This is a genomic window from Chloroflexus islandicus (assembly GCF_001650695.1).
GTDB lineage: Bacteria > Chloroflexota > Chloroflexia > Chloroflexales > Chloroflexaceae > Chloroflexus > Chloroflexus islandicus.
The window spans coordinates 1-25,861 of record NZ_LWQS01000021.1; the positions used below are offsets into that span (position 1 = coordinate 1).

Sequence of the window (25,861 nt, forward strand, 5' to 3'; positions counted from 1 at the left end):
GGGTGCCCCCACCCCCAGCCCCTCCCCCGCTGGGGGAGGGGAGTTGGCCTCCTCCCCCCAGCGGGGGGAGGCCGGGAGGGGGGCTAGAAGGGTGCTGGTTGGCGTTCGCCCAATCGCGGTACCAGAGTCGCCCCGCGCTTGCCGGCTGGGGGATGCGGCAGTCAAACTGCCGCACTCCATAATGGCACTTATCGTTGCTCTCGCCAGACCCGCGGCCCTTCCAGAAAGCGGTCGATCAGGCGGTTCACCGCATCAGGCCGCTCAAGGTGGGGGAGATGGCGGGTATAGCGGACAATTTCGAGCCGGGCGTTGGGCATGAGTTGCTGGCTTTCGCGGGCTTGGGCTACCGGGGCGATGAAATCCCACTGGCCGGCGATGATCAGGGTCGGCGTCTGCACCTGCGGCAACACGGCCCGCCCATCCCAGCGAAAGAGGGTGCCGGCCAGCACCTTTTGGATCACCTTGACCGGCGCGTAGGTTTTAGGCATCACGATCGGGCGGAGCCGTTCGAGCATCGCCAGCGATACCGGCAACTTGACGATCCGTTCGTGGAGTGGGTTGAGGTGCATCTCAGGGCCGGTCGCGATCAAGATCAAGCGGCTGACGCGCTGGGGCTGGCTAGCGGCAAAGGTAATCGCAATCGGGCCGCCGAACGAGTGCGCCATCAGAATGAACGGCTCTTCGACGTTCAAGCGGGTGAGCAACTGGGTCAAATCCCAGAGAAACTCTTCCAGCGAATAGGCCGAATTGACCACCTCAGAACGGCCATGGCCGCGCAGATCGGGTGCGATCACCCGGTAGCGACCGGACAAGTGTGCAATCTGCGGTGTCCATTGTTCGAGGTTGCCGGCGCAGCCGTGAATGCAGACGATCGTGCCTTGCCGCTCGCCTTCAAGCGGCCCGACATCGACCACGCTCAGGCGCACCGGTGAGGTGCCGGCAAGCTGGATCTCTTTGCGGTACGGTTCGAGGTTCATAACCCTCTTTCTGGAACAGCGTGACGTGAAACGCGCTTTACCATACTCTGCGCTGTTGCGGCGCTACTGTGCCTTTGCGTTGGCAAGAAATTGCCGTAATGCGCGGGTAAACGCGCGCGGACGTTCGTCCATGGGGTTGTGCAAGCTGGCTGGGATCATCACGTACTGCGCGCCGGGAATGGCTTTGGCTAGCCGGCGGGCATGGGCCGGCGGGGCAAGGCTATCAAACTGGCCGGTCATCACCAGCACTGGCGTCCGAATCTGCTGCAACCGGTCATCGGCGCGGGTCGCAAAGAGCGAGCGCAAAATGCGGTACAATCCTTCTGGGTCGAAGGTGGCGAGATACGATGCTCGCCGCAGCCATGGGCGAATCCAGCCGCCGCCGTGCTCGTGCGGAACGCGCTGGCCCAGCGGGCGAAACGCGCGCCCGACGGCTTGAGATAGACGGAAGGCGGCCCAGCCGGCGTTGGGGAGCAGATAGGTGCGGGTGTAGGCCGGCATGCGGTAGGCGTCAACCGCGGCATCGATCAGGGCCAGCCGTTGCACCAGTTCGGGGTGGCGCAGGGTCAATTCCACCGCCACGCTTCCCCCCATCGAATGACCAACGAGCGTGATCGTGGTCAGGCCGAGATCACGGCAAAACTCGGCCACCAGCTCGGCGATGGCTTCGATCCGGTCAGCCCGCCCGATCCGGCTCTCGCCGTGGCCGGGCATATCGATGGCAAAACAACGGTAGTCACGGCCAAGATCGCGCAGGGCGCTCCACCAGAGTTCTTTAAATGCGCCCCAGCCGTGCAGAAAGACGATCGCCGGCCCGCTGGCGCCGGCAGTCAAATAGCTCAGACCAAGGCGGTCGTGGTAGCGGCGTTCGATGGTGACAGGAGACGTCATAGTGGTAATAGGATTCGTCACGTTGGCGCTCTCATGGTACCTTGCTGTTATTGGAAACGGTCATACCGAGTATAATACCAAATATGGCAAACGTTCTGGTTGCAATGAGCGGCGGCGTTGATAGCTCGCTGGCCGCTGCGCTCTTACTTGAAGCCGGTCATCACGTGACCGGCGTGACCATGCATCTGTGGGATGATGACGACCACGGGTTGCGCGAGAGTCTCTGCTGCGCTGCTGAAGCGGCGGCCAGCGCGCGGCGCGTCTGCGCCTTGCTCGGCATCCCGTTCTACGTCTTTAATTACCAGCGCGAGTTTCGCCGCCACGTCATTGACTACTTCATCCGGGCATACACCCACGGTCTCACTCCCAATCCATGCGTCGAGTGCAACCGTATGATCAAGTTTCGCGCGCTGCTCGATCGAGCGCGAGCCTTGGGGTTTGACGCGGTGGCGACCGGCCATTACGCCCGGATTGTGCGCGGCGCTGATGGCCGCTACCAGCTCTGGCGGGCCGTAGATGAAGACAAAGATCAGTCGTATATGCTGCACATGCTCGGCCAAGCCGATCTGGCCCGGCTGCTCTTCCCCATTGGCGAGTATACCAAGCGCGACGTGCGGGCGATGGCGGCAGCGCGCGGCTTGCCGAGCGCCGATCGGGAAGAGAGCCAAGACATTTGCTTTGTGCCCGATGGCGACTACCGCAATCTGTTGCGGATCGAAGCGCCGGAAAGCCTCACCCCCGGCCCGATTGTCGATCTGGAAGGGCGCGAGATTGGCCGGCATCAGGGATTGCCGCTCTACACCGTCGGCCAGCGCCGCGGCTTGGGGTTAGGCGGCGGCGAACCGCGCTACGTGATTGCAATCGATCCGGCCCGCAACGCGCTGATCGTCGGCCCAGCGGAGGCGCTCAACCGCGAGCGATTTACCGTCACCGACGTGCGTTGGGTTGATGATCAGCCGCCGGCTGAGCCGTTGACGTGTATGGTGCAAGTGCGCGCCCACGCCGAACCGCTGCCGGCCCGTGTGTCAGCCCAACCCGATGGACGCTGGCTGGTGGAATTAGAACGGCCACAACGGGCCGTCAGCCCCGGCCAAGCTGCCGTCTTCTATGCTGGCCAGCGCGTGCTCGGCGGGGGATGGATCGCCCGCCCGGAGGTGCGATGAGCGCGCTTTCGCCAGCAGCCTTGCTGTTGCTCTTGTTGACCACGACCCATGCGGCGCTGGCCCACTTCTTGCTGGGCCGCTCGTGGCGGCAAATCCCGATTTTTTGGGTCACGGCAGCCGCCGGGTGTTTGATCGCCACCTTGATCGGCTGGCGCTTCCCGCTCGATCTGCCCGCTCCGGCGGGGGTGCCAATGCTCGAAGCCTCTTTGTTAGCGTGGATTTTGCTGATAGTTGTTTCACGCTTGCGGCTATGATATAATTTGGCGCATTAGAGCGCCCTCGCAGCCGCGTGTTCTGCGGCCCGGTACGGAGGTAGCCCCGTGTTACGCTGGATTGGCATCGGCATTGGCCTATTAACCGCAGTTCTGTTCGGGTTCATTATCGCGGCAATCTTCCTCGGTGAAGGTTTCCGTGCCGCGTGGCGCGATGTCTTCATCGTGATCTTGGCCGCGTTGCAACTGATCGGCGCGGTCTTGTCGGTTGCGATTCTGATCGCGATCCTCTACGCGGTTGAGCAGATCAACCGGCTGGCGCGCAACAATGTGCTGCCTAAACTCGATGAGGCGTTGGCGAAGGCGAATGAGACGCTCGACACGACCCGCGCTATCGCCAACAATGTGCGCGAATCGGCGCAGACGGCGACCACGGCGACAACCTACGTGGCTGAACGAGTGGTTTCGCCGATTATTCGCGTCTCAAGTCTGGTGAGCGGCGTGCGGGCAGCGGCTACAACCTTAGCCCGGCGCGGAAAACCTGACGAACCGGCCTCATAACCCCCATGTTCGATACGTTACCGTGCCTGTTGGCATGGTAAGATAGAGGATAGTAGAAGTTTGGTTTGGCCGGCGAGCGGGTAAGAGTCGGAATTGGCATGAGTACCAATCAGTTTAAGTATGGTGGGCAAGCAGTGCTCGAAGGGGTGATGATGCGCGGTCGCCGGCAAGCGACCGTCGTTGTGCGCCGTCCTGACGGCAGCTTTGCCCGGCTCGACCTGCCGATCCCGGCTCGCAGCGCGCAGTGGCAACGCTGGCCGCTGCTGCGCGGGTTTGCCGCGCTAGCCGAAGCCTTTACGATCGGGCGCAAGGCGCTCGATTTCTCGGCCTCGGTGGTTGCCGCTGATGACGATGAGAATCTGCACCCGGTTGTCCAGACGTTGATCGTTGTGGTCACGCTGGCAATCGCGATTGGCATCTTTGTGGTGTTGCCATCACTGGTGGCTAACTTCATTGGCCAGCTTGGCGCGCCGGTGCTCGTGCGCGAAATCATCGAGGCGTTGATCAATCTGGCATTAGTAGTGGCCTATATTGCCGCGATTGGCCGTATTCCTGATATTGGCCGGGTGTTTGGCTATCACGGCGCTGAGCATAAGGTGATCAATGCATACGAGGCGGGTCTACCGCTGACGGTGGAATCGGTGCGGCAGTGCAGCCGTATTCACCCGCGCTGCGGGACCAGTTTCCTGCTGGCGGTGGCGTTGATCGGCTTTCTGATATTTCTCTCGGTCGCCGGCCTGCCGGTCTGGCAGCGGATCATTGCCCGGATTGTGCTCATTCCATTAGTTGCGGCAGTCGCTTTTGAGGCCCAACAACTCGCCGCGAACTATTACCATCTGCCGTGGGTGCGCTGGTTGCTGACCCCGACGTTAGCGGCGCAATACCTGACCACCCGCGAGCCGGATGATGATATGATTGCTACCGCGATCGCTGCCTTCGAGCCGGTCGTGGCCGCTGATCACCTTGAAGTTGTCCAACCGGCGCCAACGACCGGTGTGGCGCCCGGTTTGGCCGATACACAACCGACCATGTGACGTAATCGTCGCACAACACCCGCGATAGCGGAGGAACGTATGGCGCTGGTGGGGAACATCCGCGATTTTAGTTTGTCAGATTTTCTCTCGCTCGTTGATCGCGGGTATAAAACGGGCGCCCTGCATTTGACCTATCATGATCAGACGGCGCGGCTCTACTTTGAGAAAGGCAAGCTGCTGCTCGCAGCGCGCCGCCCCGAAGACGAGAAGCCGGAGCTATTGGTGCGGCTCGGCGTGCTGAACGCCGATCAGTTGGCGCAAGCCTGCCGCGCATTGGCGGCTCGTGGCAATGGGGTGACGTTGAGTCAGGTCGTGATTGATGCCGGCATGGCGAGCCCTGAGCGGTTGCAGAGTGCGCTGATGGGCCATACCGAGCAATCGGTGTATGGGTTATTTGCGTGGCCGGAAGGGGATTTTGTCTTCGAGCATAACCAGCGTCCGGCGCCTGATGCACCCTTGGCGCTGACGCCGATCTCGATCGATCACCTGATTATGGAAGGGGTGCGCCGGATCGATGAATGGGAGCGGATTCGCGACCGCATCCCCTCAACCGATCTGGTGCCGCGCTTCTTGGCCCCGCCGGGGGAAAAACTGAAGGGGATGCGCCTCTCACCTGATGAGTGGAAGGTGTTTGCGCGTATTAATGGCCGCGATACGCTGGCCGAGATTGCCCAAAAGACTGGGCTAAGCGATTTTGATGTGTGCCGCGCGGTCTATGGCTTCTTGACCGCCGGTATGCTGGAATTGGTGAAACGGCAGCGCGTGCTGGCTGCCGGTATGCCACCGGTTGAACAGCCGCGTTTGAAGAAGAGCCTCGTCAACCGGATCATCAATCGGATCCGCAGCATGTAGCTGGGGCCGGAGCATCGGAGCGGAGGGCTGTGTGCAGACGGTAAAGATGGTGATCAGCGGCGCCGTCAACGCCGGCAAAACTGAGTTTATCAGGACGATCTCGGAGATTGAGGTCGTCTCGACGGAACGCCGGGCGACCGACGATACTCGGCTGATCAAGAAGGAAACGACTGTCGCGATGGATTTCGGGCGCATCGCGATCTCTGATGATCTCGTGCTCCATCTCTTTGGGACGCCGGGACAAAAACGCTTCGACTTTATGTGGGAGATTCTCGCCGAGGGGATGCTCGGTTTGGTCATCCTTGTCGATAGCACCCGCCCGGAAACGTTCCGCGAGACGAACCGGATCATCGATTTTTTTGTCTCGTACCGCGATACGCCATACGTGATTGCGGCCAATAAGCAGGATCGCCCTAATGCGTGGTCGCCTGATGAACTGCGCTTGGCTTTGCGCCAACCGCCGCATATCAAGGTGTTGCCTTGTACGGCGACCGATCGCGAAAGTGTCAAGAACGTGTTGCTTGAGTTGCTGTACGTGATTCAAGAACGCAGCGAGGATTAGGGTTGCCCGCGTGATGGGGATGGTGGGAAGGGGCGACCGATCCGTCGCCCCTGTTGTGTTGTGAAGGTGATATGGGTGTTTCTGGCATGGCTTTGCAATGCGGTTAAATTGATTTTTCGCATTGCAAAGCCATAAAATCATATTGGAAAGCGTAATGGGCCGTTTACCGCATCAGCAAGGGATACAGGTCTTGACAGATGCGGTATACTGCTTTCTGAAGAGCGATTAACGCTTGAGTGCATAGAGGAGGACTGCACCGATGCAGAAGACGGATTTTATTAAGGCGGTGGCCGAGCGCGCCAAAGCTTCGCAGAAGGAGACGAAGCAGATTATCGATGCGGCGCTCGAGGTGATCACTGAGGCGTTGGCGCGGGGTGAGAAGGTGACGCTGACCGGTTTTGGTACGTTTGAGGTGCGGTCGCGGCAGGCGCGCGAGGGTGTCAATCCGCAGACCCGCGAGAAGATCCACATCCCCGCTACCAAGACCCCCGGTTTTAGCGCGAGCAGCACGCTCAAAGAGGCTGTGAAGGGCGAGTAGCGGCAACGCATGCGTTGCCGTCAGAGCAACGCATGCGTTGCTGTCAGAGTAACGTATCCTCGTTTAGGGACGGCGTATGCGCCGTCCCTACGGTATTGTCACCTCGTTCGCGGTGATCACCCAATCCGTAAACAGATCATCCAATTCGCACGCGCACGCCTGCTCGGCGGCGCGGAGCAGGTCAGGGCCGGCAATCTCGCGGTAACTTGCCGCGGCCACATACCCTTGTAAGAACGCATTGAATGCCTCTTCGCCGATGCGCTGGCGCAGCGCGTGGAAGAAGAGCGCGCCTTTGGCATAAACAACCGGTACGTAGCGGCCATCGCTTAACCCTGATGGCGGCGTGGCCAACGGCGCGTCGCCACCCCGTTCGCGCAACCGGCGGTACACAGCGCGGAAGGCGTCGAGTTCGGCCCGCGCTTGCTCTGGCACCCCGATCATCTCGTAGTAGAGGATTTGGCTATAACTGGCTAGCCCTTCGTCAAGCCACGCTTCCCCCTGCGCATCATTGCCGACTAACCCGTACCACCACTGATGGCTGATCTCGTGGGCAATGGTTGTCTCGAGCAGCCGGTCATCACGCCGGTAGAGGCTCTGCTCGATTAACACGACTCCCGGATATTCCATGCCGTAAAATTGGGTCAAGGCCGCTTGGATCACCTCTAGCTCGGCGTAGGGGTAAGCGCCGAAACGCTGGTTGAAGGCGCGCAGAGCGGCGGTGGCAATCGCGAGACTGCGCTCAGCGGCGGCAGGATCATCTGGCTGGACATAACTAACTACACGAGTGCCGTCTACCTCGGCGCTGGCCGCCACTAACCCTTGGAGCGCGGCAAGGTAGAATTCGCGTTGCGGCCCGCTGACGAAACGGCTTATCTGCCCGCCATCGCCAGTCGTTTGATAAGCGAGGCGGCTGCCGCTCGTGACGAGTTGCCAGTCTGCCGGCGCTGCGATAGTGACATCGTACAGCGCGATCGCGCTGACAGTGAAGTCTCCTCGCGCCACAATGGGCCGCGTGTCCCAGCCGATCCCCGGAATATAACGGGCCAACATTGGGTAGAATGAGGCAATCGACCAGACCCCCGCTTCCAGATTGTAGGCGCCGAAGATGCGCTGGCTAGCATTACGCGGCCCGCGTGCGGTGAAGGTCATCGTGACGGTGGTGCGCTGGCCGGGGGCAATGGCTTGCGGTGTGCTGAGGCCGATCAAGGTGTCGCCGTGCAAGGTGCGTGATGGTACCGGCACGCCGTCGATCAGGGCCGAGGTGACATCGAGCCTCCCGCCGAAGTCGGGGTGGTTGGGATAGAGATGGAACCAGATCGTATCGAACTCCGCCTCTGTCTGGTTGGTGAGTTGCACCGTGATGTCACCGCTCAGCCGTGGCCCGCTGGGGTCGAGCTGGACGCGCATCGTGTAGCGATCCCACGGCTCGCGGGTAAGATCGGCGACGCGATCAGGGCGCATCGCGGCGGTTTGGGTGGTGATGAAGGGATCGATGACCGTTGCCGCGCCTTCGTCGCGGATGATTGCCGACGGCGGGGTAACGTTGGTGAAGACGATGACGAGGAGTAGAATTAGGCGTATCATGTAATCATCATACCATACACCGTGAATGCGGCAAAGGCACAGTAGCGCCGGACGGCTGTCCGGCTCCGCGAAGAACGCAGAGGGGGTAACGCAAAGGCGCAGGGGACGCAAAGAACGCAGAGGGGTTTTGAAGTGGGGGCGAAGAGAGCGGTTGGTTGCTTTCTTGACGGCAACAATCTTTTAGTGATTTTTTAGGGAATAGCCACAAAAAGGTACAAGAGACACAACAACATTTTGTGATTTTTGTGTCTTTTCGCGGCTATTTGGGGATTAGTCTTATCGTGATGGTTAGGGAATAGCCACAAAAAGGTACAAGAGACACAACAACATTTTGTGATGTTTGTGTCTCTTCGTGGCTATTCGGAGATTAAACCTATGCTGAACCGTCTCTTCGGCTGGAGCAAACGCGGCGAATCCGGCGACCGTCCGTCTATGTTGCGCGGCGACCGGCCCGGCGAGCCGATCACGCTCAAGGTGGCGCTGATTACCCACGATCCGCCGATCCCCGAACGCGGCGGCTTGCCGTTGAGCCGGGTGATGGGGTGGAATGATGCCGAAACCTTGGCTGCGCAGTATATCGCCGATCTGCGCGCTTGTTCGGGCGGGATCGCCGATTATCGGATTGTGATGCGGCGGCATTACACCGACTTTCCGGTCAAGAGCGATGGCTTTCGCTACGATAGTGCCACCTATTTAGCAGCGTGGGAGCGGCGCATGCCGGCTCATCAACCCGATGAAGCCGATTATGAGCGGTTGCTCGATCAGATCGGGTTGGCTGCCGAGCTTGAGCGCGGCGAGCTGGATGAGCTGTGGCTGTTTGCCTTTCCGTATGCCGGTTACTACGAGAGCCGGATGGTTGGTGTGGATGCGTTTTGGTGCAACGCGCCGCCGCTGCGGTTGCCCCATGCCCGCCGCCGCTATATTGTGATGGGGTTCAATGTCGAGCGCGATGTAGGTTGTATGCTCGAAAACTTCGGCCATCGCGTCGAGTCGATTATGGCGCATGTCTACCGCAATCATCCGCCAGATCGCAACTTGTGGGAGCGTTTCACCCGCCTCGACGAGTGCGGTAACGTCCACTTCGCCCCGTCAAGCGTGCGCGACTACGACTGGGGCAACCCGCGGTCAGTGTGGGCGCGGGCCGATGCGTGGTACCAGTTTCCCGACCTCAGTGCGCCGGCCCGCGTGATGCGCTGCGCTGAATGGGGCGGCGGCGATATGCGCCTGCACCATCTCTGGTGGCTCGATCATCTGCCGCGGGTCGCCGGTGAAACCGACGGCGTCGCCAACAATTGGTGGCGGTACGTCTTGCAACCGTGGATAGTGCCATGAATGCGCACTGGCCGTTTATCCCGCTCTGGCAGCGCCTCACCCGCTATTTCAGCCGCGGGCAGAACTCGCTGATGCTGGCGGCGTATGCCATGATCAGCTTCGCGCTGGTTGAGTTTATCCTCTTCCACCGCCACTTGCCGCCAGAACGATTTTACCCGGTGGTATTGCTCTTGAGTATGTTGCTGGCGCTCAACGCCGCGTGGGAAGGTTTGAAACGCCGTTGGGGCGAAGCGGCGGCAAACCGGTTCTATTTCGCCGCTAGCAGCACGCTCTTTTTAGTGGTGAACTACGTTGGTCTCGATGCCGGTTGGACGTTCCTGCCCTTTTTGCTCTTCGTCATCGCTTCGCAAGCGGTGGTTGGGCTAGGCGTATGGCGCGGTCTCGGCATGAGCTTGCTCTTGTACCTTGGCTGGAGCGGTGTGCTCTGGTTGCGCGGCGCCGCGCTCGAACATCTCCTCGCTCAGACCTCATCCATTTTGTTGGGCTTGATCTTCACCTTGGTATTTTCGGTTGTGCTGGCGCGGTTGGCCGATCAGATGACCCGCGCCGAGCGGTTGGCCGCCGAGTTGCGCGCAGCTAATGCGGCGTTGGCGGCGGCGCGCGAACGCGAAGTCGCCTTGGCGGCGGCGGAAGAGCGGGTGCAGTTGGCGCGCGAGATTCACGACGGGCTCGGCCATCATCTCACGGCGCTGAATGTGCAGTTGCAAGCGGCTGCCCGCCTGCTCGACCGCGATCCGGAACGGGCGGCGCAGGCGCTAGCCCTCTGCCGGGAAGAGGCGCAGGCGGCGCTGGCCGAGGTGCGGCAGAGTGTGGCTTTGATGCGCACCAATCCGCTGGCCGGCCAGCCGCTGCCGGACGTGATCGCCGGGATGGTGCGCGATTTCGATCGGGTTTCGCCCTTGCAGGCCTGCTTTACGCTTGAGGGTAACGTGGGTGAGGTGGCGCCGGCGGTGGCGATGACGCTCTACCGTGCTGCCCAAGAGGGGCTTACCAATGCTCAAAAGCACGGTCAGGCCACGCAGGTGACGGTGCGGCTGATCGGCGCTGCCGATAGTGTGCGGCTGGAAGTGATCAATGACGGCCCGCCGGCGCCGCCGGTCGCCGATACCGGCTTTGGCCTTGCCGGCCTGCAGGAACGGGCGGCGCGCTTGGGCGGAACCTTGCAGGCGGAACCGCTGCCGGCAGGCGGCTTCCGGTTGGTGATGGCTGTGCCCCGTGCGGGCGCAGTGTTCAAGGGCGGACAGAACGTATGAGCGTAGATGGAGTTGATGGAGTTGCGATGCGCTGGTTCGCCCTCACCCCCAGCCCCTCTCCCACTGGCGCGGGAGAGGGGAGCAGAGCTACGATTTGAGGCATTGTACCGCGATCAACGGTTGTACTCGACCGCATGTTCTGTCCGTCCCTCAATGGGAGCAGAGGGAGGCCGCATGATTCGCATTCTGTTGGTCGATGACCAGACCTTGGTGCGGCAGGGGATTCAGACCCTGCTCGATCTAGAAGAGGATTTGACCGTGGTGGGTGCGGCGGCGAACGGCCAACAGGCGTTGGCTATGGTAGAGCAATTGCAGCCGGATGTAGTGTTAATGGATGTGCGCATGCCGGTGATGGATGGCGTAGCGGCGACCCGTGAGATTACCAAGCGGTGGCCACAGATCGGGGTCATCATTCTCACCACGTTCGATGATGATGAATATGTGATCGAGGGCTTAAAAGCCGGTGCGCGCGGCTACATGCTGAAAGACGCCGACAGCAGCGAGATTGTCGAAGCGGTACGGATTGTGGCCCGCGGCGAGGCGTTGATTCAGCCGAGCATCACCCGCAAAGTGCTGGCTGAGTTCACTCGGCTGGCCGGTGGCAAGGCGCCGGTAACGCCGCCGTTGGCCGAACCGCTCACCGAGCGCGAGATGGACGTGCTGCGTGGGATTGCCGCCGGGCAGTCGAACCGCGAGATCGCCGATCAGCTTTACATTAGCGAGGGCACGGTCAAGAATCACGTCTCGAACCTGCTCGCCAAGCTGGCGGTGCGCGATCGCACGCAGGCCATCATCCGCGCCCGCGAGTTGGGCTTGATCGAGTAACTCCTTCCTATGCCAAACGTCATCCTCCGCCTATGACCGCAATCTACCTTGCGCCACTGGTGGCACCTCGCGCCGAGTGCTATGCTTCAGACAGGCAATCGAGCGACGTGAAAGCGAGGACAGCGATGGCAACCGAAACGACAATGACCGAAACGCGCAACCGGTCAGTAGTAGGGATGGTGTTGATTGCGCTCGGTATCGTCTTGCTGTTGGGATATGTGATCGACACTGGTCTGCTGGTGATGCCGATGATGGCGATCATCTTCGCCATTGCCGGCATTCGCAAGCGCGAAGCGGGTTGGTTTGTTCCGGCGGGTATCATTGGCGGTATCGGGTTGGGGACGGTATTGATCGAAACGTTGCCGCTGGTCGATCCTGTTGCTGGCGGCGTTTTCCTGCTCTCGTTTGCGGCTGGTTGGGCGTCCATCCCGCTGCTCAGCGCGCTCTTCGCAAACGAGAAGGTGTGGTGGCCGTTCATCCCCGGCGGCGTGATGGCCGTGATCGGTTCACTCATCCTGATCGGCGAGGGTGGGATGACCCTGCTCGATCTCATCTTCAACCGGGCCGGCTGGGTTTGGCCGCTGGTGCTGATTGCGATTGGCGTGGCCTTGCTGCTCCGGACAACGGATAGGGGGAACGAATAAACGAAGCAACGAAGCAACGAATGGCGCTGCGCTATTCGTTGCTTCGTTCCCCTATTGATTAGAAAATAATCTGATCGGCATTCACCTGCTCAAGGCTGCTCCACGGCGAGCGTACCTGCTCGGCGCGGAGTTGGCCGCGCCGGTAGAGGACAAGCAGCATCACGCCGGCGATCGCGATCAAGGTGAGTGCGCTCAGGTAGACAGCGATGTAACCGCTCGCCACCACGCCGCTCATCCGCCCGATAATATCGCGGGCGAGACCAGCGGCGATGGTGCCCACGCCTTGGGCCAGCGCCTGCGTAATACCCCACAGGGCAAGGAACAGACCGGCGTGAGCGCGGTCGCAAAGCCCCATGACCAGCGAGAGGCCGCCGACGATCAGCATGCCGCGGCCCATCCCGATCAGCGCCACGCCACTAAGGAACTGCCCGACGTGATCGGGCGAGGTGGACAAGCTGATAGTGGCGAAGCCAACAATGCCGAGCAGCGAAGCGCCGCCGATCATGCGCAACGCCGGTTGGCCGCGCCAGAGCAGCCAGCCGGTCAACACAATCGCGGTGAGCATGCCGCCGCCCCACACCGCGGTCAAGCGGGTCGTTTCGGCGACCGTCATCCCCAACACCTGCCCGCCGTATGGCTCAAGCAACACGTCATGGACGGCAAAGCCGGTGGTAGCCAGCGCTAGCACGATAAACAGGTTGCGCAACGGGCGTTGCGCCGCCAGCATACGCAGCGAATCGCCCAGCGTTTCGCGCACCCGCACCGGTGTCACGTCGGCCAACTGGCCATTCGGTTTCAGCCGCTCTTGGTCGAGCATTGACATAAACGTCAAGAAGACAAAGGCCAGCGCCGAACCTTGCATCACCTGTATCAAGCGGGTATGGCTATAATCGATCAGCAGCTCGCCGATCAGCAACGAGCCAACGATCGTGCCCAGCACCAACGCTACCCACAACAGACTCAACACCCGCCCGCGCTCTTCTTGCGGGGTCACATCGCTCACAATCGCGAGATAGATCGTCTCGGCGATGTTGACTCCGAGCCCATAGGCAAAAAAGATCGCAAAACAGACGATGACTGCCAGCGGGAACGGCAAATAACCCTCGCCGCTGAGCAGAATCAGCGAGAAGGGCGCGGTAGCCAAGCCACCGTAGGTCAGCATCGCCCCTAACACGAGATAGGGGGTGCGCCAGCGGCCAGCGGCGCGATGCACGTCCGACTGGTAGCCGAAAATGGCGCGGGCCGGCGAAATAAAGTAGTGCAGCGCCAGCAAGGAACCAACCAAAAACGCGGCGATCCCGAGCTCGTTGATCAACACCCGGTTGAGCGTGCCGGTGAGCGGCGCCAGCGAGAGACCCATTCCGAATTGAAATAGACTGAGACGAAAAACGCGCAGCCACATCCGCAGGCGCGGACGGGCTTCCAGCCAGTGTTGCACCTGACGAAACGGCCGCAGCAACGTGTCTGCCATTGCCATCTTCCGGCTCCTTGCGCTAGAGCGTCGTTGTTGTGACGTATTATAGCACGCGGTGACATGCGGTATAAACGAAGCTGGCCTCGAGTTTGGGTGCTAGCTTCTTATGAATTCAGAACCGTCGCTATGTTGGGAAGGTCTGCATCCCCTAGCCCTTGTTCCCGCCTGACGGCGGGAGACCAAGGCGCAGCGCGAGCAAAGGGGCTGTAGAACTGGACGGCTGTCCGGCTCCGCACAGCAGCGCAAAGGGATTGGAATGACCATTACTCTCTGCGTCTTCGGCGGTGCGTGTTAGGCAGCCACCATCCCTTGCCCCTTAACCCACTGTGGAGTTCAAGGGTGGATAGAACCCATGATTGCAGATATATCTGAAGGCTTTGCAATGCGCCATGTTACCCTCACCCCCAGCCCCTCTCCCACTAGCGCGGGAGAGGGGAGCGCAGCACCGAGCTTTACGGCATCGCACAGCGATCTACGGTCTTAAGCGACCAGATGTGTTGTTCGCCCGCCAGCCCCGCTTTTTAGTTGTCATTGCGAGCCGCGCGGTAGGGGCAGAGCGTGGCTCTGCCCGTCGCGCGGCGAAGCAATCTCCCCCACGCACGGGAGCAATCGGCTGTGGGTTCGCTCGCGCCGAAGCAATGACAGGCCGGGAGTGGGGTGCTCCTGCGTTCCGCTCCCGTAATGTCTTGCCCGCCATCCAGCAGCTCCCCCTCTCCCGCCGTCAGGTGGGAGAGGGGGCTAGGGGGTGAGGGCATCAGCCCGCGCAGCGGGCTTCGTAATAGTAGCCCGGCCCTTCAGGGCCGGGCGCCGGATCAGAGGTTCTGTCCACCCTTGAGCCTGCGCCAGTGGGAGAGGGTGCTAGGGGGTGAGGGCGAATGTCAAGACGCCGTAGAGCCGGACGGCTGTCCGGCTCTGCAAAGGAGGCAAAGATCATTGCACCCTCTACGCCCTCGGTGGTATGCATGAGGCGGCCCTTGCCCCGTCTTGCCTGTGGTATGATGATAATCACAGCGAAGTACTCTACCGAGATTGCCGACTATGAGCCGAATTGCCGAAACCTTTGCCCGCCTCCGTTCCGAGGGACGGATTGCCTTAATGCCCTACTTGACGGTTGGCTTCCCCGAACGCGAGAGCACGTTAGAGCTGGTACCGGCGCTGGAAGCGGCAGGCGCCAGTTTGTTTGAGTTAGGGGTGCCCTTTTCCGATCCGCTGGCCGATGGCACGACGATTCAGCGCGCCACCCAGCGCGCGCTTGAGCATGGCGTGACGATGGCCGATTGTCTGGCTACTGTCGCCGAGCTGCGTGCGCGCAAGGTGGCGGCGCCGCTGCTCTTGATGGGTTACTACAATCCGTTGTTACGCTACGGTCTCGAGCGGGCCTGCGCCGATTTGGCTGCTGCCGGCGGCGATGGCTGGATCATTCCTGACCTGCCGCTCGAAGAGGCGGCTGATTTGCGCCAGATCGCCGCTGCGCACCAGCTTGATCTGATTATGTTCATTGCTCCCACCACCCCGCCGGCGCGGATCGCGCAGATTGTCACCCACGCCAGCGGCTTTATCTACATCGTTTCGTTGACCGGCGTGACCGGTGCGCGGCAGGCGCTGGCCGGCAATCTGGCCGATCTCATCGCCACGGTGCGCCAACAGACCGATCTGCCGTTGGTAGTTGGGTTTGGTATTAGCCAGCCGGCGCACGTCGCCGATGTGGCGCGGATTGCCGACGGCGCGATCGTCGGCAGCGCCTTGATCGACCGCCTCGAACGGTTGCCGCCGGCTGAGCGGGTGACCGGCGCTGCCGCTTATGTGCGCGAATTACTGAGCGCGGTGGAATGAGCCTAGGCTAGAGAGGAGCAGAGCGATGGAGGCGCGAGCGTATGTGTTGATCGAGGCCGAGTCGGGCAAGATCGGCGAGGTGCTAGCTGCGCTGCGCGCGATCGATGGCCTGATTGCGGTTGATGCCGTCACCGGCCCCTACGATATCGTGGCGACCGTGCAGACGCCTGATCCGCGCCAAATTGGCCGGCTGGTGATGAGCGAGATCCACGCGATTAGCGGTATTAAGCGCACGATTACCTGCATGGTGATTGGGTGACGTGCGTTGGCAGGAAAGGAGCATAGTGTGGCCGAATACGTGTTGGAAAAGGGCAAGGTGCATCACAAGTGGGACAATAGCCTGCCGCCGGCGATCGAAATCGCTTCCGGCGATGTGGTGCATTGCGAGACGGCGGAAGTGACCAATGATCAGGTGACTCCCGGTTGTGACGCCAGCGTATTGATGAATCTCGATTTTAGCCAGCTCTACCCGCTGGCCGGCCCGATCTTCGTCAAAGATGCGATGCCCGGTGACATCCTCGAAGTTGAGATTCTGCGCTTGCAGCCGCTCGATTGGGGGTGGACGGGGATCATTCCCGGTTTGGGGTTGTTGGCGCAAGATTTCACCGCGCCCTACATTCGCCATTTCGATCTCAGCAACGGCCAGACCGCGCCGTTGCGCGATGACATTCACATCCCGTTGCAACCGTTTTGCGGCACGATGGGGGTGGCGCTCGACGAGCCGGGGGCGTTTGATGTGTTGCCGACCGGCAAAGGCGGCGGCAATATCGACACTCGCCACCTCAATGTTGGGGCCAAGCTCTACCTGCCGGTGTTCGTGCCCGGCGCGCTCTTCTCGGCGGGTGATTGCCATGCTGCCCAAGGCGACGGCGAGGTCTGCGTGACCGGCATCGAATGCCCGATGCAGTTTTCGCTGCGGTTTAACGTGATCAAGGGGCGTTCGCTCAAGCCGTGGCGCTACCACTTCTACACGCCACCCGGCCCGATCCAACCCGCCTATGACGCGCGCGGCTACTACGTCACCACCGCCATCGGCCCTGATCTGATGGAAAACGCGCGCAATGCGGTGCGCGACATGATCGAGTGGCTGGTTGATACCTATCATCTCAGCCGCGAAGATGCCTATGTGCTGTGCAGTTTGGCCGGCGATTTGCGCATCAGCCAAATCGTCGATGCGCCCAATTGGTGTGTGTCGTTCTATATGGCGTTGAGCGTGTTTCGTTAAAGCGACGGCGCGCTCATGCAACAACCCAAGCGACGGCGTTCGCGCCGTCGCTTGGATTATGTACTATACCCACCGGTGCAACCGGAGCGTAATCCCGATCCATACCCCGGCAAACACCGTGATCCCAAACACCCAACCTGATAGCGCAAACGCGCCAATACCAGATAGCAAGGTGCCCACTGTGCAACCGAGCGCGATGATGGCGCCCCATCCCATCAAGATGCCGCCAGCCAGCGCCGCGAGGCTACTGCTGCGGCGCGGGAGGCTGGGGCGGAAGCGTCCGGCCAGCAGCGCCGCGCCGAGCGAACCGGTGATCAACCCGCCGATAAGCCAGCCGTTGGTCGTAATAGTTTGCACGACTTGCGTTGCACAGCCGGCGAAACTGTCTAAACCGTTGAGCCGGTCGGGCAATAGGCCATAGTTGTGGAGAACAGTGCGCGACAGGCTGCCCAATTGTGACGTAACGCCCAGCGGTTCGATGCGCAAGTAGGCGATAACGCTGATGATGCCAACAATCGCGCCGGTGACGAGCGGATTCCAGCGCCGTTCGAGCAGCACGGTGCGGAGATACGTTGGCGTGATGGCGCGGGCCGGTTGTTCGGCGAGCGGGGCAAGCCAGCGTAGCAAGCTAAGGGCGATGATGCCCAACACCAATAGGTGAACGATCAATGAGCCGCCATAGCCAATCAGGTTGGGCAGCCAAATCACCGGCGCTCCGGCGATCATCGTCACATAGAGCCAGTTCCACGTCCGCAAGCCAAGCCCAAAACCGATTAGTGCTCCTGCCAATGCCGGCAGCGCAGAGCCTGATCCTTCACCCAACCGGTAGAGATGGCCGCTGATGCATGCGCCCGACAACGCCATACCAAGGCCGAAGACTAGCCCAGCGAGCGCCAGTGCTGGGCTTACCGGGCCGATATGGGCGTCGGGCGCGAGCCGTCCGCTGGCCGGGTTAGGTAGAAACGCGCCAAAGACGATGGCATAGCCGATCCCGCTGATGGCCAGCGCCGTGAGAATAGCGTACAGCGGCCCAGCCTGCCGGCGCTCGATCAAATCGCGAAAGATGCAGAAGAAGCAGAACCGGCCACACTCAAAGGCGATGCCCAACGCTCCGCCGAGCAGGAGCGAGAGCGCCGCCGGCGCGCCAGAGCCGGGAATGGCGTGCATCGCATACGCTCCGGCCACGAGTGCAACCAAGCTCACGACGCCAAGGCTGGCCTGAAGCCGATTGGTTGTTGGTGACGGAGCAGCTCGCTCAAGCGAGCTGCTCTGCGGTAGCATCTGAGCCATCGTCTACTTCACACCCCAGACGGTGCCGGCTGGATTGGCAATCGGCACGCCGACGCTATTGCCGTATTCCGTCCACGAACCATCGTACAGGGCAACTTGATAGCCGAGGATTTCGCTCAGCACAAACCACGTATGGCTAGCCCGCTCGCCGATGCGGCAGTAGGTAATGATCGGCTTGCTGCCGTCGATGCCGGCATCAGCGTACAACTTGCGCAGCTCCTCGACACTCTTGAAGGTGCCGTCATCGTTGAGCGCCTTCTTCCACGGGACGTTCATCGCGCCGGGGATATGGCCGGCCCGTACCGCCAATTCTTGGAAGCCCTCCGGTGCGAAGATCTTGCCGCTAAACTCGTCGGGTGAGCGAATATCGACTAGGACTTTATCCGCTTCGCCGTACACCACCTTCAGCACATCGGGCAGGAAGGCGCGCAACGAGCTGTCTTGCTGGACGGTGAACGCGCCGGCGGGGTACGATGGGGCGCGGGTGGATAGTTCACGATTCTCGGCTTCCCACTTGCTGCGCCCGCCGTCAAGCAGCCGCACATCTGTCGCGCCGTACTGGCGGAAGACCCACGCGCCCCATGCGGCAAACCAGTTGTAGTTATCGCCGTAGAGCACGATCGTCGTGTCGTTATTGATCCCTGCCGCGCGGGCTAGTTCCTGAAATCGTTCGGGGGCAATGATATTGCGCGCGACCGTATCAACAAAATCGGTCGTCCAGACAAAATTGACCGCGCCGGGGATATGACCGCGCTCGTACAAACCGGGCACGACACTGACCTCGATCACGCGCACCTGCGGGTTGTTGAGATTAGCGGCGAGCCAGTCAGTGCTCACAACCACTTGATCAAACGGGCGCGGCTCGCGGGGCGCATTGGCGGTCGAAACGGGAGCGTTGTTCGTTGTTGCCGGCTGCACCAGTTGGGTAGCGTTCGTTTGCGGGCGCACAACGCTGATCACCGTCACGATGGCGAGCGTTGCCAGTGCGCCGGCAAGGGCCGCGCCGGCAAGGCGCAACGTCGGGGTATTCACGATCCTCCCTCACTTTCTCTTGTCAAGCGTTTCGTGGGTTGCACCGGTGCCAGCCAGAGTATAGCGGAGATTGTTGAGTTTGTCAATATACTTGATCAAGAATTCAAGAATCTCTTCGGTACTAGTTGACGATAGCCGGTCTTGCGAGTACCATGCCGGTGAGTTGGTTTATATCTTGATGCATTGCCTATGGATCCATCACCTGCTCGCCGGATGCGCTGGGCTGTGGGCGGCGCATTGATACTGGCGTTATTAGCAATTGTGCTGGGCGGGGTGTTTACCGCCGTGATCAGCCTCTTCACCGGCCAGCTCGCGCCTGATGCCGGTTGGGCGGATTGGGTGCGCGTGCTGTGGCCGGCAATACTGGTGTGGGGGCTAGGCGCGCTGCCGTTCGGCGCGGCGTTAGGTTTTTTTGCGTCGCTGATCTGGCGCGAAGTTTGACTCTTCGCCGTAGCCGCGCTATAATCAGGGCGTTCGGGGCGTAGCGCAGACCGGTAGCGCACCTGAATGGGGTTCAGGAGGTCGCTGGTTCAAATCCAGTCGCCCCGACCATCCGGTAACGCTGGTGAGCATTTGCTCGCCAGCGTTTGTATTTTGGCGTTTTTTTCCTCTGGATAACCAGCGCAGTAAACGATTTTGTGCCCGGCGATACTGGTAAAATGCCAATAATTACCCACTACATCTTGACACCTTCCATGATTCGGCGCTATACTGCAAGCATGTGGCGAATACCATTCGCGCTGCTATCGCGTTCCCTCAACGCATAACTTCTCTTTTTTCGAGCGGCGCCAGCATATATCACGTGGGAGGATCCGGGATGGCGACTATCAGCCTGCAAGACGCCTACACACAAGCCAGAACATTCCTCGAGGCGAACCAGATTGAGCAGGCAATTGGCCTGACCCAGCACATCCTCGCGCATCACCCTGATAATCTGGAAGCCCAACGGTTGTTGGGCGAGGCGTATCTCGCTCAGCGCGATTTGCCCGCTGCCGTGGCGACCTTCGAGCAGGTGTTGCAGGCTGATCCCGAAAATATTCCGGCCCACGTTGGTCTTGGCATGGCCTACGAGTGGCAAGGCCGGCTCGATAAGGCGATTGCCGAGTTTGAACGGGCGCTTGAAATCCGCCCGGATATGCCCGAACTCCGGGCCCAGTTGGTGCGGCTCTACACCGAAGCATGGGGGAGCGAGCATGCCGCTCTCCGCCTGAGCCGCTCTGGGTTAGCCCGCCTGTATGCCCGTGGCCACATGCTGCCGCAGGCAATCCACGAGTTCCGCAATGTCATTGCTGAACATCCTGAGCGGCTCGATGCGTGGGTTGGCTTGATCGAGGCCCTCTGGCGTGATGGCCGGCTTGACGAAGCCGTTGAGGCATGCCAGCAGGCGCTGCAGGCGCAACCGCAGCTCCTGAAAGCGCACCTGATCCTCGGGGCGATATTGCTTGACGATGGCGACCAGCGTGGCGTCGACCACTGGCGCATCGCGCAACGCCTCGATCCGTATCAGACTGTGGCGCGGATGTTGTTTGATCCGCTGCCGGTTGGTGTGCCAACGCCTGATGTCTCGTTGCCAGCGTGGGACGAGGCGGCGTGGCGAGCGCGGCGCACGGCAGCCGCAGCTCCGGCGGCGGTCGCTGCCGATGATGATTTTTTTGCCGAAGCCAGTTGGTTGGCGCCGGCGGCCCAACCCGTAGCCGTGGCTTCGGCGATGTCAGATGATGATCTGCTGGCGATGTTGCTCTTCTCACCGCCGGCAACGAGTGTTGCCTCCCCGCCTCAGCCGGCGACGCTAGGTGGCGATGCGTTTGATTTCGATCTCGATCTGCCGGGGCCGGCTGCGACCCCAACCGGTTTGACGCTTGATGAGATTGGTGTCAATGTAGCTGCAACTCCCCCCGCCGAACCGGCGCTGGCGCCGTTCTCGCTGGAGGAGCTGGGGCTGTCACCGGACGAGATTGCCCAGTTGGAGGGTGGTGCGGCGGCGAAGGCGGAAGAACCGGCACTGGCGCCATTCTCGCTGGAGGAGCTGGGGCTGTCACCGGACGAGATTGCCCAGTTGGAGGGGTCGGCGGCGAAGGCGGAAGAACCGGCACTGGCGCCATTCTCGCTGGAGGAGCTGGGGCTGTCACCGGACGAGATTGCCCAGTTGGAGGGGTCGGCGGCAAAGGCGGAAGAACCGGGGTTGACGCCGTTCTCGCTGGAGGAGCTGGGGTTGTCACCCGAAGAGATTGCCCAGTTGGAGGGTGGTGCGACGGCAAAGGCGGAAGAACCGGGGTTGACGCCGTTCTCGCTGGAGGAGCTGGGGTTGTCACCCGAAGAGATTGCCCAGTTGGAGGGTGGTGCGACGGCAAAGGCGGAAGAACCGGCACTGACGCCATTCTCGCTGGAGGAGCTGGGGCTGTCACCCGAAGAGATTGCCCAGTTGGAGGGTGGTTCAGCGGCAAAGGCGGAAGAACCGGCACTGACGCCATTCTCGCTGGAGGAGCTGGGGTTGTCACCCGAAGAGATTGCCCAGTTGGAGGGGGCGCCGGCGCAAGGGTTGACGCCGTTCTCGCTCGAAGAGTTAGGCTTACCGGCTGATGAGGCTGCGCGATCCCAAGAGCAGGGTACGGCGGGTAGCGATACATTCGCTGATGAATTGAGCGGCTTGCAACCGTTCTCGCTCGATGATCTGGATTTCGGGTCAAGCGCCCCTGCCGGTGAATTACCGCCGTCGTTGCAACCCTTCTCGCTTGACGATCTAGCGCTTGATGAGGCGCATCCTATGCCGCAAGCTGAACCGGTTGAACCGGGAATCTATAGCTGGCAAGAACCGTCAATGCGGAGTGGCGGTATTCAGTTGCCCCAAGAGGCCGAGCCGAGCGGGCCGTCGATCTTTAGCAAGTTAGTTGAACGCGCTGCCTCGTTACCGCCGGTCGAAGAGCCGCCGCTGTCGTCGGTTGAGCTGACTGATGCTGACGTAGCGGCTTATTTCTCGAATGATGATGTGTCGTTGCGCGAGGACGACGGTTCGCCTGAGCGCTTGACCGGAACCTTCCGTTTGCCCAAGTTGAGCCTTGATGAGAGTCTTGCTCCTTCTGGCGCAGTTGGTGCATTGAGTGGCAAGGGTGAAGAGCCAGTAGAAGAGCTGGAGTTAACGCCGTTCTCGCTTGAGGAGTTGAGCCTCTCGCCAGAAGAGATTGCGCAGCTTGAGGGGATGCAACAGGGTGAGCAGCCGGCGGCGCAAGCGGCGGAGCCGGAGCTGACGCCATTCTCGCTGGAAGAGCTAGGGCTGTCGCCAGAAGAGATTGCGCAGCTTGAGGGGATGCAACAGGGTGAGCAGCCGGCGGCGCAAGCGGCGGAGCCGGAGCTGACGCCATTCTCGCTGGAAGAGCTGGGGTTGTCGCCAGAAGAGATTGCGCAGCTTGAGGGGATGCAACCGGGTGAGCAGCCGGCGGCGCAAGCGGCGGAGCCGGAGCTGACGCCATTCTCGCTGGAAGAGCTGGGGTTGTCGCCGGAAGAGATTGCACAGCTCGAGGCGATGCAACAACCAGAGCAGCCAGCGGCGCAAGCGGCGGAGCCGGAGCTGACGCCATTCTCGCTGGAAGAGCTAGGGCTGTCGCCAGAAGAGATTGCGCAGCTTGAGGGGATGCAACAGGGTGAGCAGCCGGCGGCGCCAGCGGCGGAGCCGGAGCTGACGCCATTCTCGCTCGAAGAGCTGGGGTTGTCGCCAGAAGAGATTGCGCAGCTTGAGGGGATGCAACCGGGTGAGCAGCCGGCGGCGCCAGCGGCGGAGCCGGAGCTGACGCCATTCTCGCTCGAAGAGCTGGGGTTGTCGCCGGAGGAGATTGCACAGCTTGAGGGGATGCAACAGGGTGAGCAGCCGGCGGCGCAGGCGGCAGAGCCGGAGCTGACGCCATTCTCGCTGGAAGAGCTAGGGCTGTCGCCAGAAGAGATTGCGCAGCTTGAGGGGATGCAACAGGGTGAGCAGCCGGCGGCGGAGAGCAAGGCTGCCCCAGTTGTTGATGAGACGCTGGAAAGTCTATTCGCGCCAACCGAGCCGGCTGACAGCAACGTCTTGGCCGATCTGGGCATAGCTCCCGCTGAAGCGGAATCGCCGTTTGAGTTGCCCGGTGTCGAACCCTTCTCGCTCGATGAGTTTAGCGATCTCGAACCGTTCTCATTTGAAGATCTGGAAGGCGGCGCGGCCAATGCCGGTGGTGAGTTGGCCATTCCGCCGGAAGAGATTGACAACTTAAATCTGGGGAATTTTGAGACAGTAGTCTTCTCGGAAGATGAAGAGCCACTGATCGACACCGGCGATCCCGTGCTGAATCGCCTGATCCAGTTGGGGCACCGGCAAGGCTATGTTGACCTCACTGATATCATCGCCCTAGTGAAGGATCCCGAACGCGAGGCGGATCGGATCGAGCAGCTTGGCTGGTCGCTGCACCACGCTGGGATCCAGCTTCGCGACGGCGACGAAATTATTGATCTCGAGGCCGAAATCGGTGAGGAAGAGGCCGGGCCGGCAGCGCCGGTGGCTGAAGCGGATCTCACTCCGTTTGCCGAGGAGGTGCCGGCGGCGCCAGCGGCAGAGCCGGAGCTGACGCCATTCTCGCTCGAGGAGTTGGGGTTGTCGCCGGAGGAGATTGCGCAACTGGAAGCGATGCAACAACCGGAGCAGCCGGCAGCGAAAGCGGAGGAACCGGAACTGACGCCGTTCTCGCTGGAAGAGCTGGGTCTCTCGCCGGAGGAGATTGCGCAACTGGAAGCGATGCAACAGCCAGAGCAGCCGGCAGCGAAAGCGGAGGAACCGGAGCTGACGCCGTTCTCGCTGGAAGAGTTGGGGTTGTCGCCGGAGGAGATTGCGCAGCTCGAGGCGATGCAGCAGGGTGAGCAGCCGGCGGCGCAGGCGGCAGAGCCGGAGCTAGCACCGTTCTCGCTGGAAGAGTTGGGCCTGTCGGCGGAAGAGATTGCGCAGTTAGAGGCGATGCAACAGGGTGAGCAGCCGGCGGCGCAGGCGGCAGAGCCGGAGCTGGCGCCATTCTCGCTGGAAGAGTTGGGCCTGTCGGCGGAAGAGATTGCGCAGTTAGAGGCGATGCAACAGGGTGAGCAGCCGGCGGCGCAGGCGGCAGAGCCGGAGCTGGCGCCATTCTCGCTGGAAGAGTTGGGCCTGTCGGCGGAAGAGATTGCGCAGTTAGAGGCGATGCAACAAGGTGAGCAGCCGGCGGCGCAGGCGGCAGAGCCGGAGCTGGCGCCATTCTCGCTGGAAGAGTTGGGATTGTCGGCGGAAGAGATTGCGCAGTTAGAGGCGATGCAACAGGGTGAGCAGCCGGCGGCGGCGCAAGCGGCAGAGCCGGAGCTGGCGCCATTCTCGCTGGAAGAGTTGGGATTGTCGGCGGAAGAGATTGCGCAGTTAGAGGCGATGCAACAGGGTGAGCAGCCGGCGGCGCAGACAGCCGAAGAAGACCTGTTTGATTTCAGCGTTGCCGAAGCAGTTCCGGTGGCAAAGGCCGTGCGCACCACCCCGCGCGTAGAAGAGCCACCGCCAACCCCCAAACCAGAAGACGCGAGCTTTAAGCCTGAGCCGCTCGATGCGCTGGATGATATTTGGCAAGCCCCCCCAGAGCCGGTTGCGCCAGAGCCGGCCCGGGTCGTGTTGCCGCCGCTCTCTGAACGGGCCAAGCCGCAACCGGCATCTCGCGCTGCAATGGCGGAAGAACGGCGGAGTGCAGCGCCGACGCGCGATGACTTGCGCTTTGCCCGTCGCGAGGCAGCGACCGCCGGACGGGGCCGATCGGCACGCGCGCCATTGCGGCCACGCGCACCAGAAGATTTTATTCCCACCGGCAATGCTAAGCTTGATGACTACCTGCGCCAGTTGAGCGCCAATCCAGCCAATCACACGCTGGCCTTCACGATTGCCCGCCTCTGCGCGCAGACAGGTCAGGCGGAATTGATGGCGGTAGTCTATCGCCGTTTGCTCAAGCAAAGCGCGTTGCTTGACCGGATCGCTGAAGAGCTAGCAGATCTGATTAATACCGTCGATGACGTTCCGGTGCTGCGGCAGTTGCACCGGTTATTGGGTGATGTCTATTCGCGGCAGGGCCGGCTAGATGAAGCCATTGCCGCCTACAGCGTCACATTTGCTGAATAAGCAGGATCCGTCTTCCTTTAGACGAAAGCAGTCGCAAAGATGGCACCACAAGAAAGGTTTAGCATGCGCCGCATTGTAGAGGATCTCATCCGGGTCGATGGCGTCATCGGCAGCTTGCTTGTCGGCAAGGATGGTCTGGTTGTCGCCAGTACCTTACTCGATGAAGAAGACGCTGAAGTATTGGGCGCAATGTCGGCGGCTGTCTTTGGTGAGATCGACAAAGCAACCCGGCGGCTCGGCGTGGGTAATCTCGTAGACTCGATTATCGATGCCAAAGACGGTTCGATCTTGTTGTTGGAAGCAAAAGAGCTGATCCTCGTCGTCATCACCCAGCGCACGGTGAATCTAGGGTTGGTGAAGATGGAAATGCGCCGCGCCGCCAAGCGGATCAGTGAGGCGGTGCCGATCTGATGGCACGGTGGGTGACGAAGGGTGACGTT

Annotated in this window: 23 protein-coding genes and 1 tRNA gene; 18 read left to right on the forward strand and 6 right to left on the reverse strand. The window is 61.3% G+C overall.

Annotated elements, in window-relative coordinates; translation table 11 throughout:
• Positions 1–188: 188 nt before the first annotated feature.
• The gene (locus A6A03_RS00510) at positions 189–977 is read right to left on the reverse strand and encodes an alpha/beta fold hydrolase (RefSeq protein ID WP_066782529.1); all 789 of its coding nucleotides are present in this window, start codon (positions 975–977) and stop codon (positions 189–191) included.
• Between the two features lie 63 nt (positions 978–1,040).
• Complete coding sequence (locus tag A6A03_RS00515) at positions 1,041–1,889, reverse strand: alpha/beta fold hydrolase (protein ID WP_245668742.1); 849 nt, start codon at positions 1,887–1,889, stop codon at positions 1,041–1,043.
• Between the two features lie 62 nt (positions 1,890–1,951).
• Here A6A03_RS00515 and mnmA point away from each other — a divergent pair, with 62 nt between their 5' ends.
• From mnmA to A6A03_RS00550, 7 genes are all read left to right on the forward strand, one after another.
• Entirely contained in the window at positions 1,952–3,031 is a 1,080-nt protein-coding gene (gene mnmA, locus A6A03_RS00520; RefSeq protein ID WP_066782533.1) for a tRNA 2-thiouridine(34) synthase MnmA, read from the forward strand.
• The gene (locus A6A03_RS00525; RefSeq protein ID WP_066782535.1) at positions 3,028–3,285 is read left to right on the forward strand and encodes a hypothetical protein; all 258 of its coding nucleotides are present in this window, start codon (positions 3,028–3,030) and stop codon (positions 3,283–3,285) included. Before mnmA ends, A6A03_RS00525 begins: the two co-directional genes overlap by 4 nt.
• Positions 3,286–3,351: 66 nt before the next feature.
• The gene (locus A6A03_RS00530) at positions 3,352–3,804 is read left to right on the forward strand and encodes a hypothetical protein (RefSeq protein WP_066782537.1); all 453 of its coding nucleotides are present in this window, start codon (positions 3,352–3,354) and stop codon (positions 3,802–3,804) included.
• Positions 3,805–3,902: 98 nt separating this feature from the next.
• Positions 3,903–4,838: a DUF1385 domain-containing protein gene (locus tag A6A03_RS00535; RefSeq protein ID WP_066782539.1), complete on the forward strand. Its 936-nt coding sequence runs from the start codon at positions 3,903–3,905 to the stop codon at positions 4,836–4,838.
• A gap of 39 nt (positions 4,839–4,877) precedes the next feature.
• Positions 4,878–5,690: a DUF4388 domain-containing protein gene (locus tag A6A03_RS00540; RefSeq protein ID WP_066782541.1), complete on the forward strand. Its 813-nt coding sequence runs from the start codon at positions 4,878–4,880 to the stop codon at positions 5,688–5,690.
• 31 nt (positions 5,691–5,721) lie between these two features.
• Positions 5,722–6,252, forward strand: coding sequence for a GTP-binding protein (locus A6A03_RS00545; protein WP_066782542.1), 531 nt, complete (start codon positions 5,722–5,724; stop codon positions 6,250–6,252).
• Positions 6,253–6,511: 259 nt separating this feature from the next.
• On the forward strand, positions 6,512–6,790 hold the full coding sequence (locus tag A6A03_RS00550; protein ID WP_066782544.1) for an HU family DNA-binding protein: 279 nt from the start codon (positions 6,512–6,514) through the stop codon (positions 6,788–6,790).
• Between the two features lie 87 nt (positions 6,791–6,877).
• Here A6A03_RS00550 and A6A03_RS00555 read toward each other — a convergent pair whose 3' ends face one another.
• The gene (locus A6A03_RS00555; protein WP_066782546.1) at positions 6,878–8,374 is read right to left on the reverse strand and encodes a M1 family metallopeptidase; all 1,497 of its coding nucleotides are present in this window, start codon (positions 8,372–8,374) and stop codon (positions 6,878–6,880) included.
• Between the two features lie 375 nt (positions 8,375–8,749).
• Between A6A03_RS00555 and A6A03_RS00560 the strand changes: the two genes are divergently transcribed.
• The 4 genes from A6A03_RS00560 (at position 8,750) to A6A03_RS00575 (ending at position 12,428) form a co-directional block, all read left to right on the forward strand.
• Positions 8,750–9,706 carry a hypothetical protein gene (locus A6A03_RS00560; protein WP_066782548.1) on the forward strand — a complete coding sequence of 319 codons (957 nt, stop codon included), beginning with the start codon at positions 8,750–8,752 and terminating at the stop codon, positions 9,704–9,706.
• On the forward strand, positions 9,703–10,959 hold the full coding sequence (locus tag A6A03_RS00565; RefSeq protein WP_066782550.1) for a sensor histidine kinase: 1,257 nt from the start codon (positions 9,703–9,705) through the stop codon (positions 10,957–10,959). Before A6A03_RS00560 ends, A6A03_RS00565 begins: the two co-directional genes overlap by 4 nt.
• Positions 10,960–11,133: 174 nt before the next feature.
• Entirely contained in the window at positions 11,134–11,784 is a 651-nt protein-coding gene (locus A6A03_RS00570; protein WP_066782552.1) for a response regulator, read from the forward strand.
• Between the two features lie 125 nt (positions 11,785–11,909).
• Positions 11,910–12,428, forward strand: a complete 519-nt coding sequence (locus tag A6A03_RS00575; protein WP_066782553.1) for a hypothetical protein — start codon at positions 11,910–11,912, stop codon at positions 12,426–12,428.
• 58 nt (positions 12,429–12,486) lie between these two features.
• Here A6A03_RS00575 and A6A03_RS00580 read toward each other — a convergent pair whose 3' ends face one another.
• The gene (locus A6A03_RS00580; protein WP_066782556.1) at positions 12,487–13,905 is read right to left on the reverse strand and encodes a BCD family MFS transporter; all 1,419 of its coding nucleotides are present in this window, start codon (positions 13,903–13,905) and stop codon (positions 12,487–12,489) included.
• 1,035 nt (positions 13,906–14,940) lie between these two features.
• On the opposite strand from A6A03_RS00580, the gene trpA reads away from it, so the two are divergent.
• The 3 genes from trpA to A6A03_RS00595 are packed head-to-tail and all read left to right on the forward strand — an operon-like array spanning position 14,941 to position 16,960.
• Entirely contained in the window at positions 14,941–15,735 is a 795-nt protein-coding gene (trpA, locus tag A6A03_RS00585; protein ID WP_066782558.1) for a tryptophan synthase subunit alpha, read from the forward strand.
• 25 nt (positions 15,736–15,760) lie between these two features.
• On the forward strand, positions 15,761–15,994 hold the full coding sequence (locus A6A03_RS00590) for an Lrp/AsnC family transcriptional regulator (RefSeq protein WP_066782560.1): 234 nt from the start codon (positions 15,761–15,763) through the stop codon (positions 15,992–15,994).
• Positions 15,995–16,021: 27 nt separating this feature from the next.
• Complete coding sequence (locus A6A03_RS00595) at positions 16,022–16,960, forward strand: acetamidase/formamidase family protein (protein ID WP_066782562.1); 939 nt, start codon at positions 16,022–16,024, stop codon at positions 16,958–16,960.
• A gap of 63 nt (positions 16,961–17,023) precedes the next feature.
• On the opposite strand, the gene A6A03_RS00600 is transcribed toward A6A03_RS00595, so the two are convergent.
• Positions 17,024–18,250, reverse strand: a complete 1,227-nt coding sequence (locus tag A6A03_RS00600; protein ID WP_082908881.1) for a YeeE/YedE family protein — start codon at positions 18,248–18,250, stop codon at positions 17,024–17,026.
• 3 nt (positions 18,251–18,253) lie between these two features.
• Positions 18,254–19,282 carry a sulfurtransferase gene (locus A6A03_RS00605; RefSeq protein WP_066782564.1) on the reverse strand — a complete coding sequence of 343 codons (1,029 nt, stop codon included), beginning with the start codon at positions 19,280–19,282 and terminating at the stop codon, positions 18,254–18,256.
• Positions 19,283–19,471: 189 nt separating this feature from the next.
• Here A6A03_RS00605 and A6A03_RS00610 point away from each other — a divergent pair, with 189 nt between their 5' ends.
• The 4 genes from A6A03_RS00610 to A6A03_RS00625 all read left to right on the forward strand — a co-directional run bounded on the left by A6A03_RS00610 (position 19,472) and on the right by A6A03_RS00625 (position 25,832).
• Positions 19,472–19,723: a hypothetical protein gene (locus tag A6A03_RS00610; RefSeq protein WP_066782566.1), complete on the forward strand. Its 252-nt coding sequence runs from the start codon at positions 19,472–19,474 to the stop codon at positions 19,721–19,723.
• Between the two features lie 34 nt (positions 19,724–19,757).
• Positions 19,758–19,834: transfer RNA gene (locus A6A03_RS00615), tRNA-Pro, on the forward strand.
• 265 nt (positions 19,835–20,099) lie between these two features.
• The gene (locus A6A03_RS20975) at positions 20,100–25,421 is read left to right on the forward strand and encodes a tetratricopeptide repeat protein (RefSeq protein WP_066782568.1); all 5,322 of its coding nucleotides are present in this window, start codon (positions 20,100–20,102) and stop codon (positions 25,419–25,421) included.
• Positions 25,422–25,484: 63 nt separating this feature from the next.
• Positions 25,485–25,832 carry a roadblock/LC7 domain-containing protein gene (locus A6A03_RS00625; protein WP_066782570.1) on the forward strand — a complete coding sequence of 116 codons (348 nt, stop codon included), beginning with the start codon at positions 25,485–25,487 and terminating at the stop codon, positions 25,830–25,832.
• Positions 25,833–25,861 lie beyond the last annotated feature (29 nt).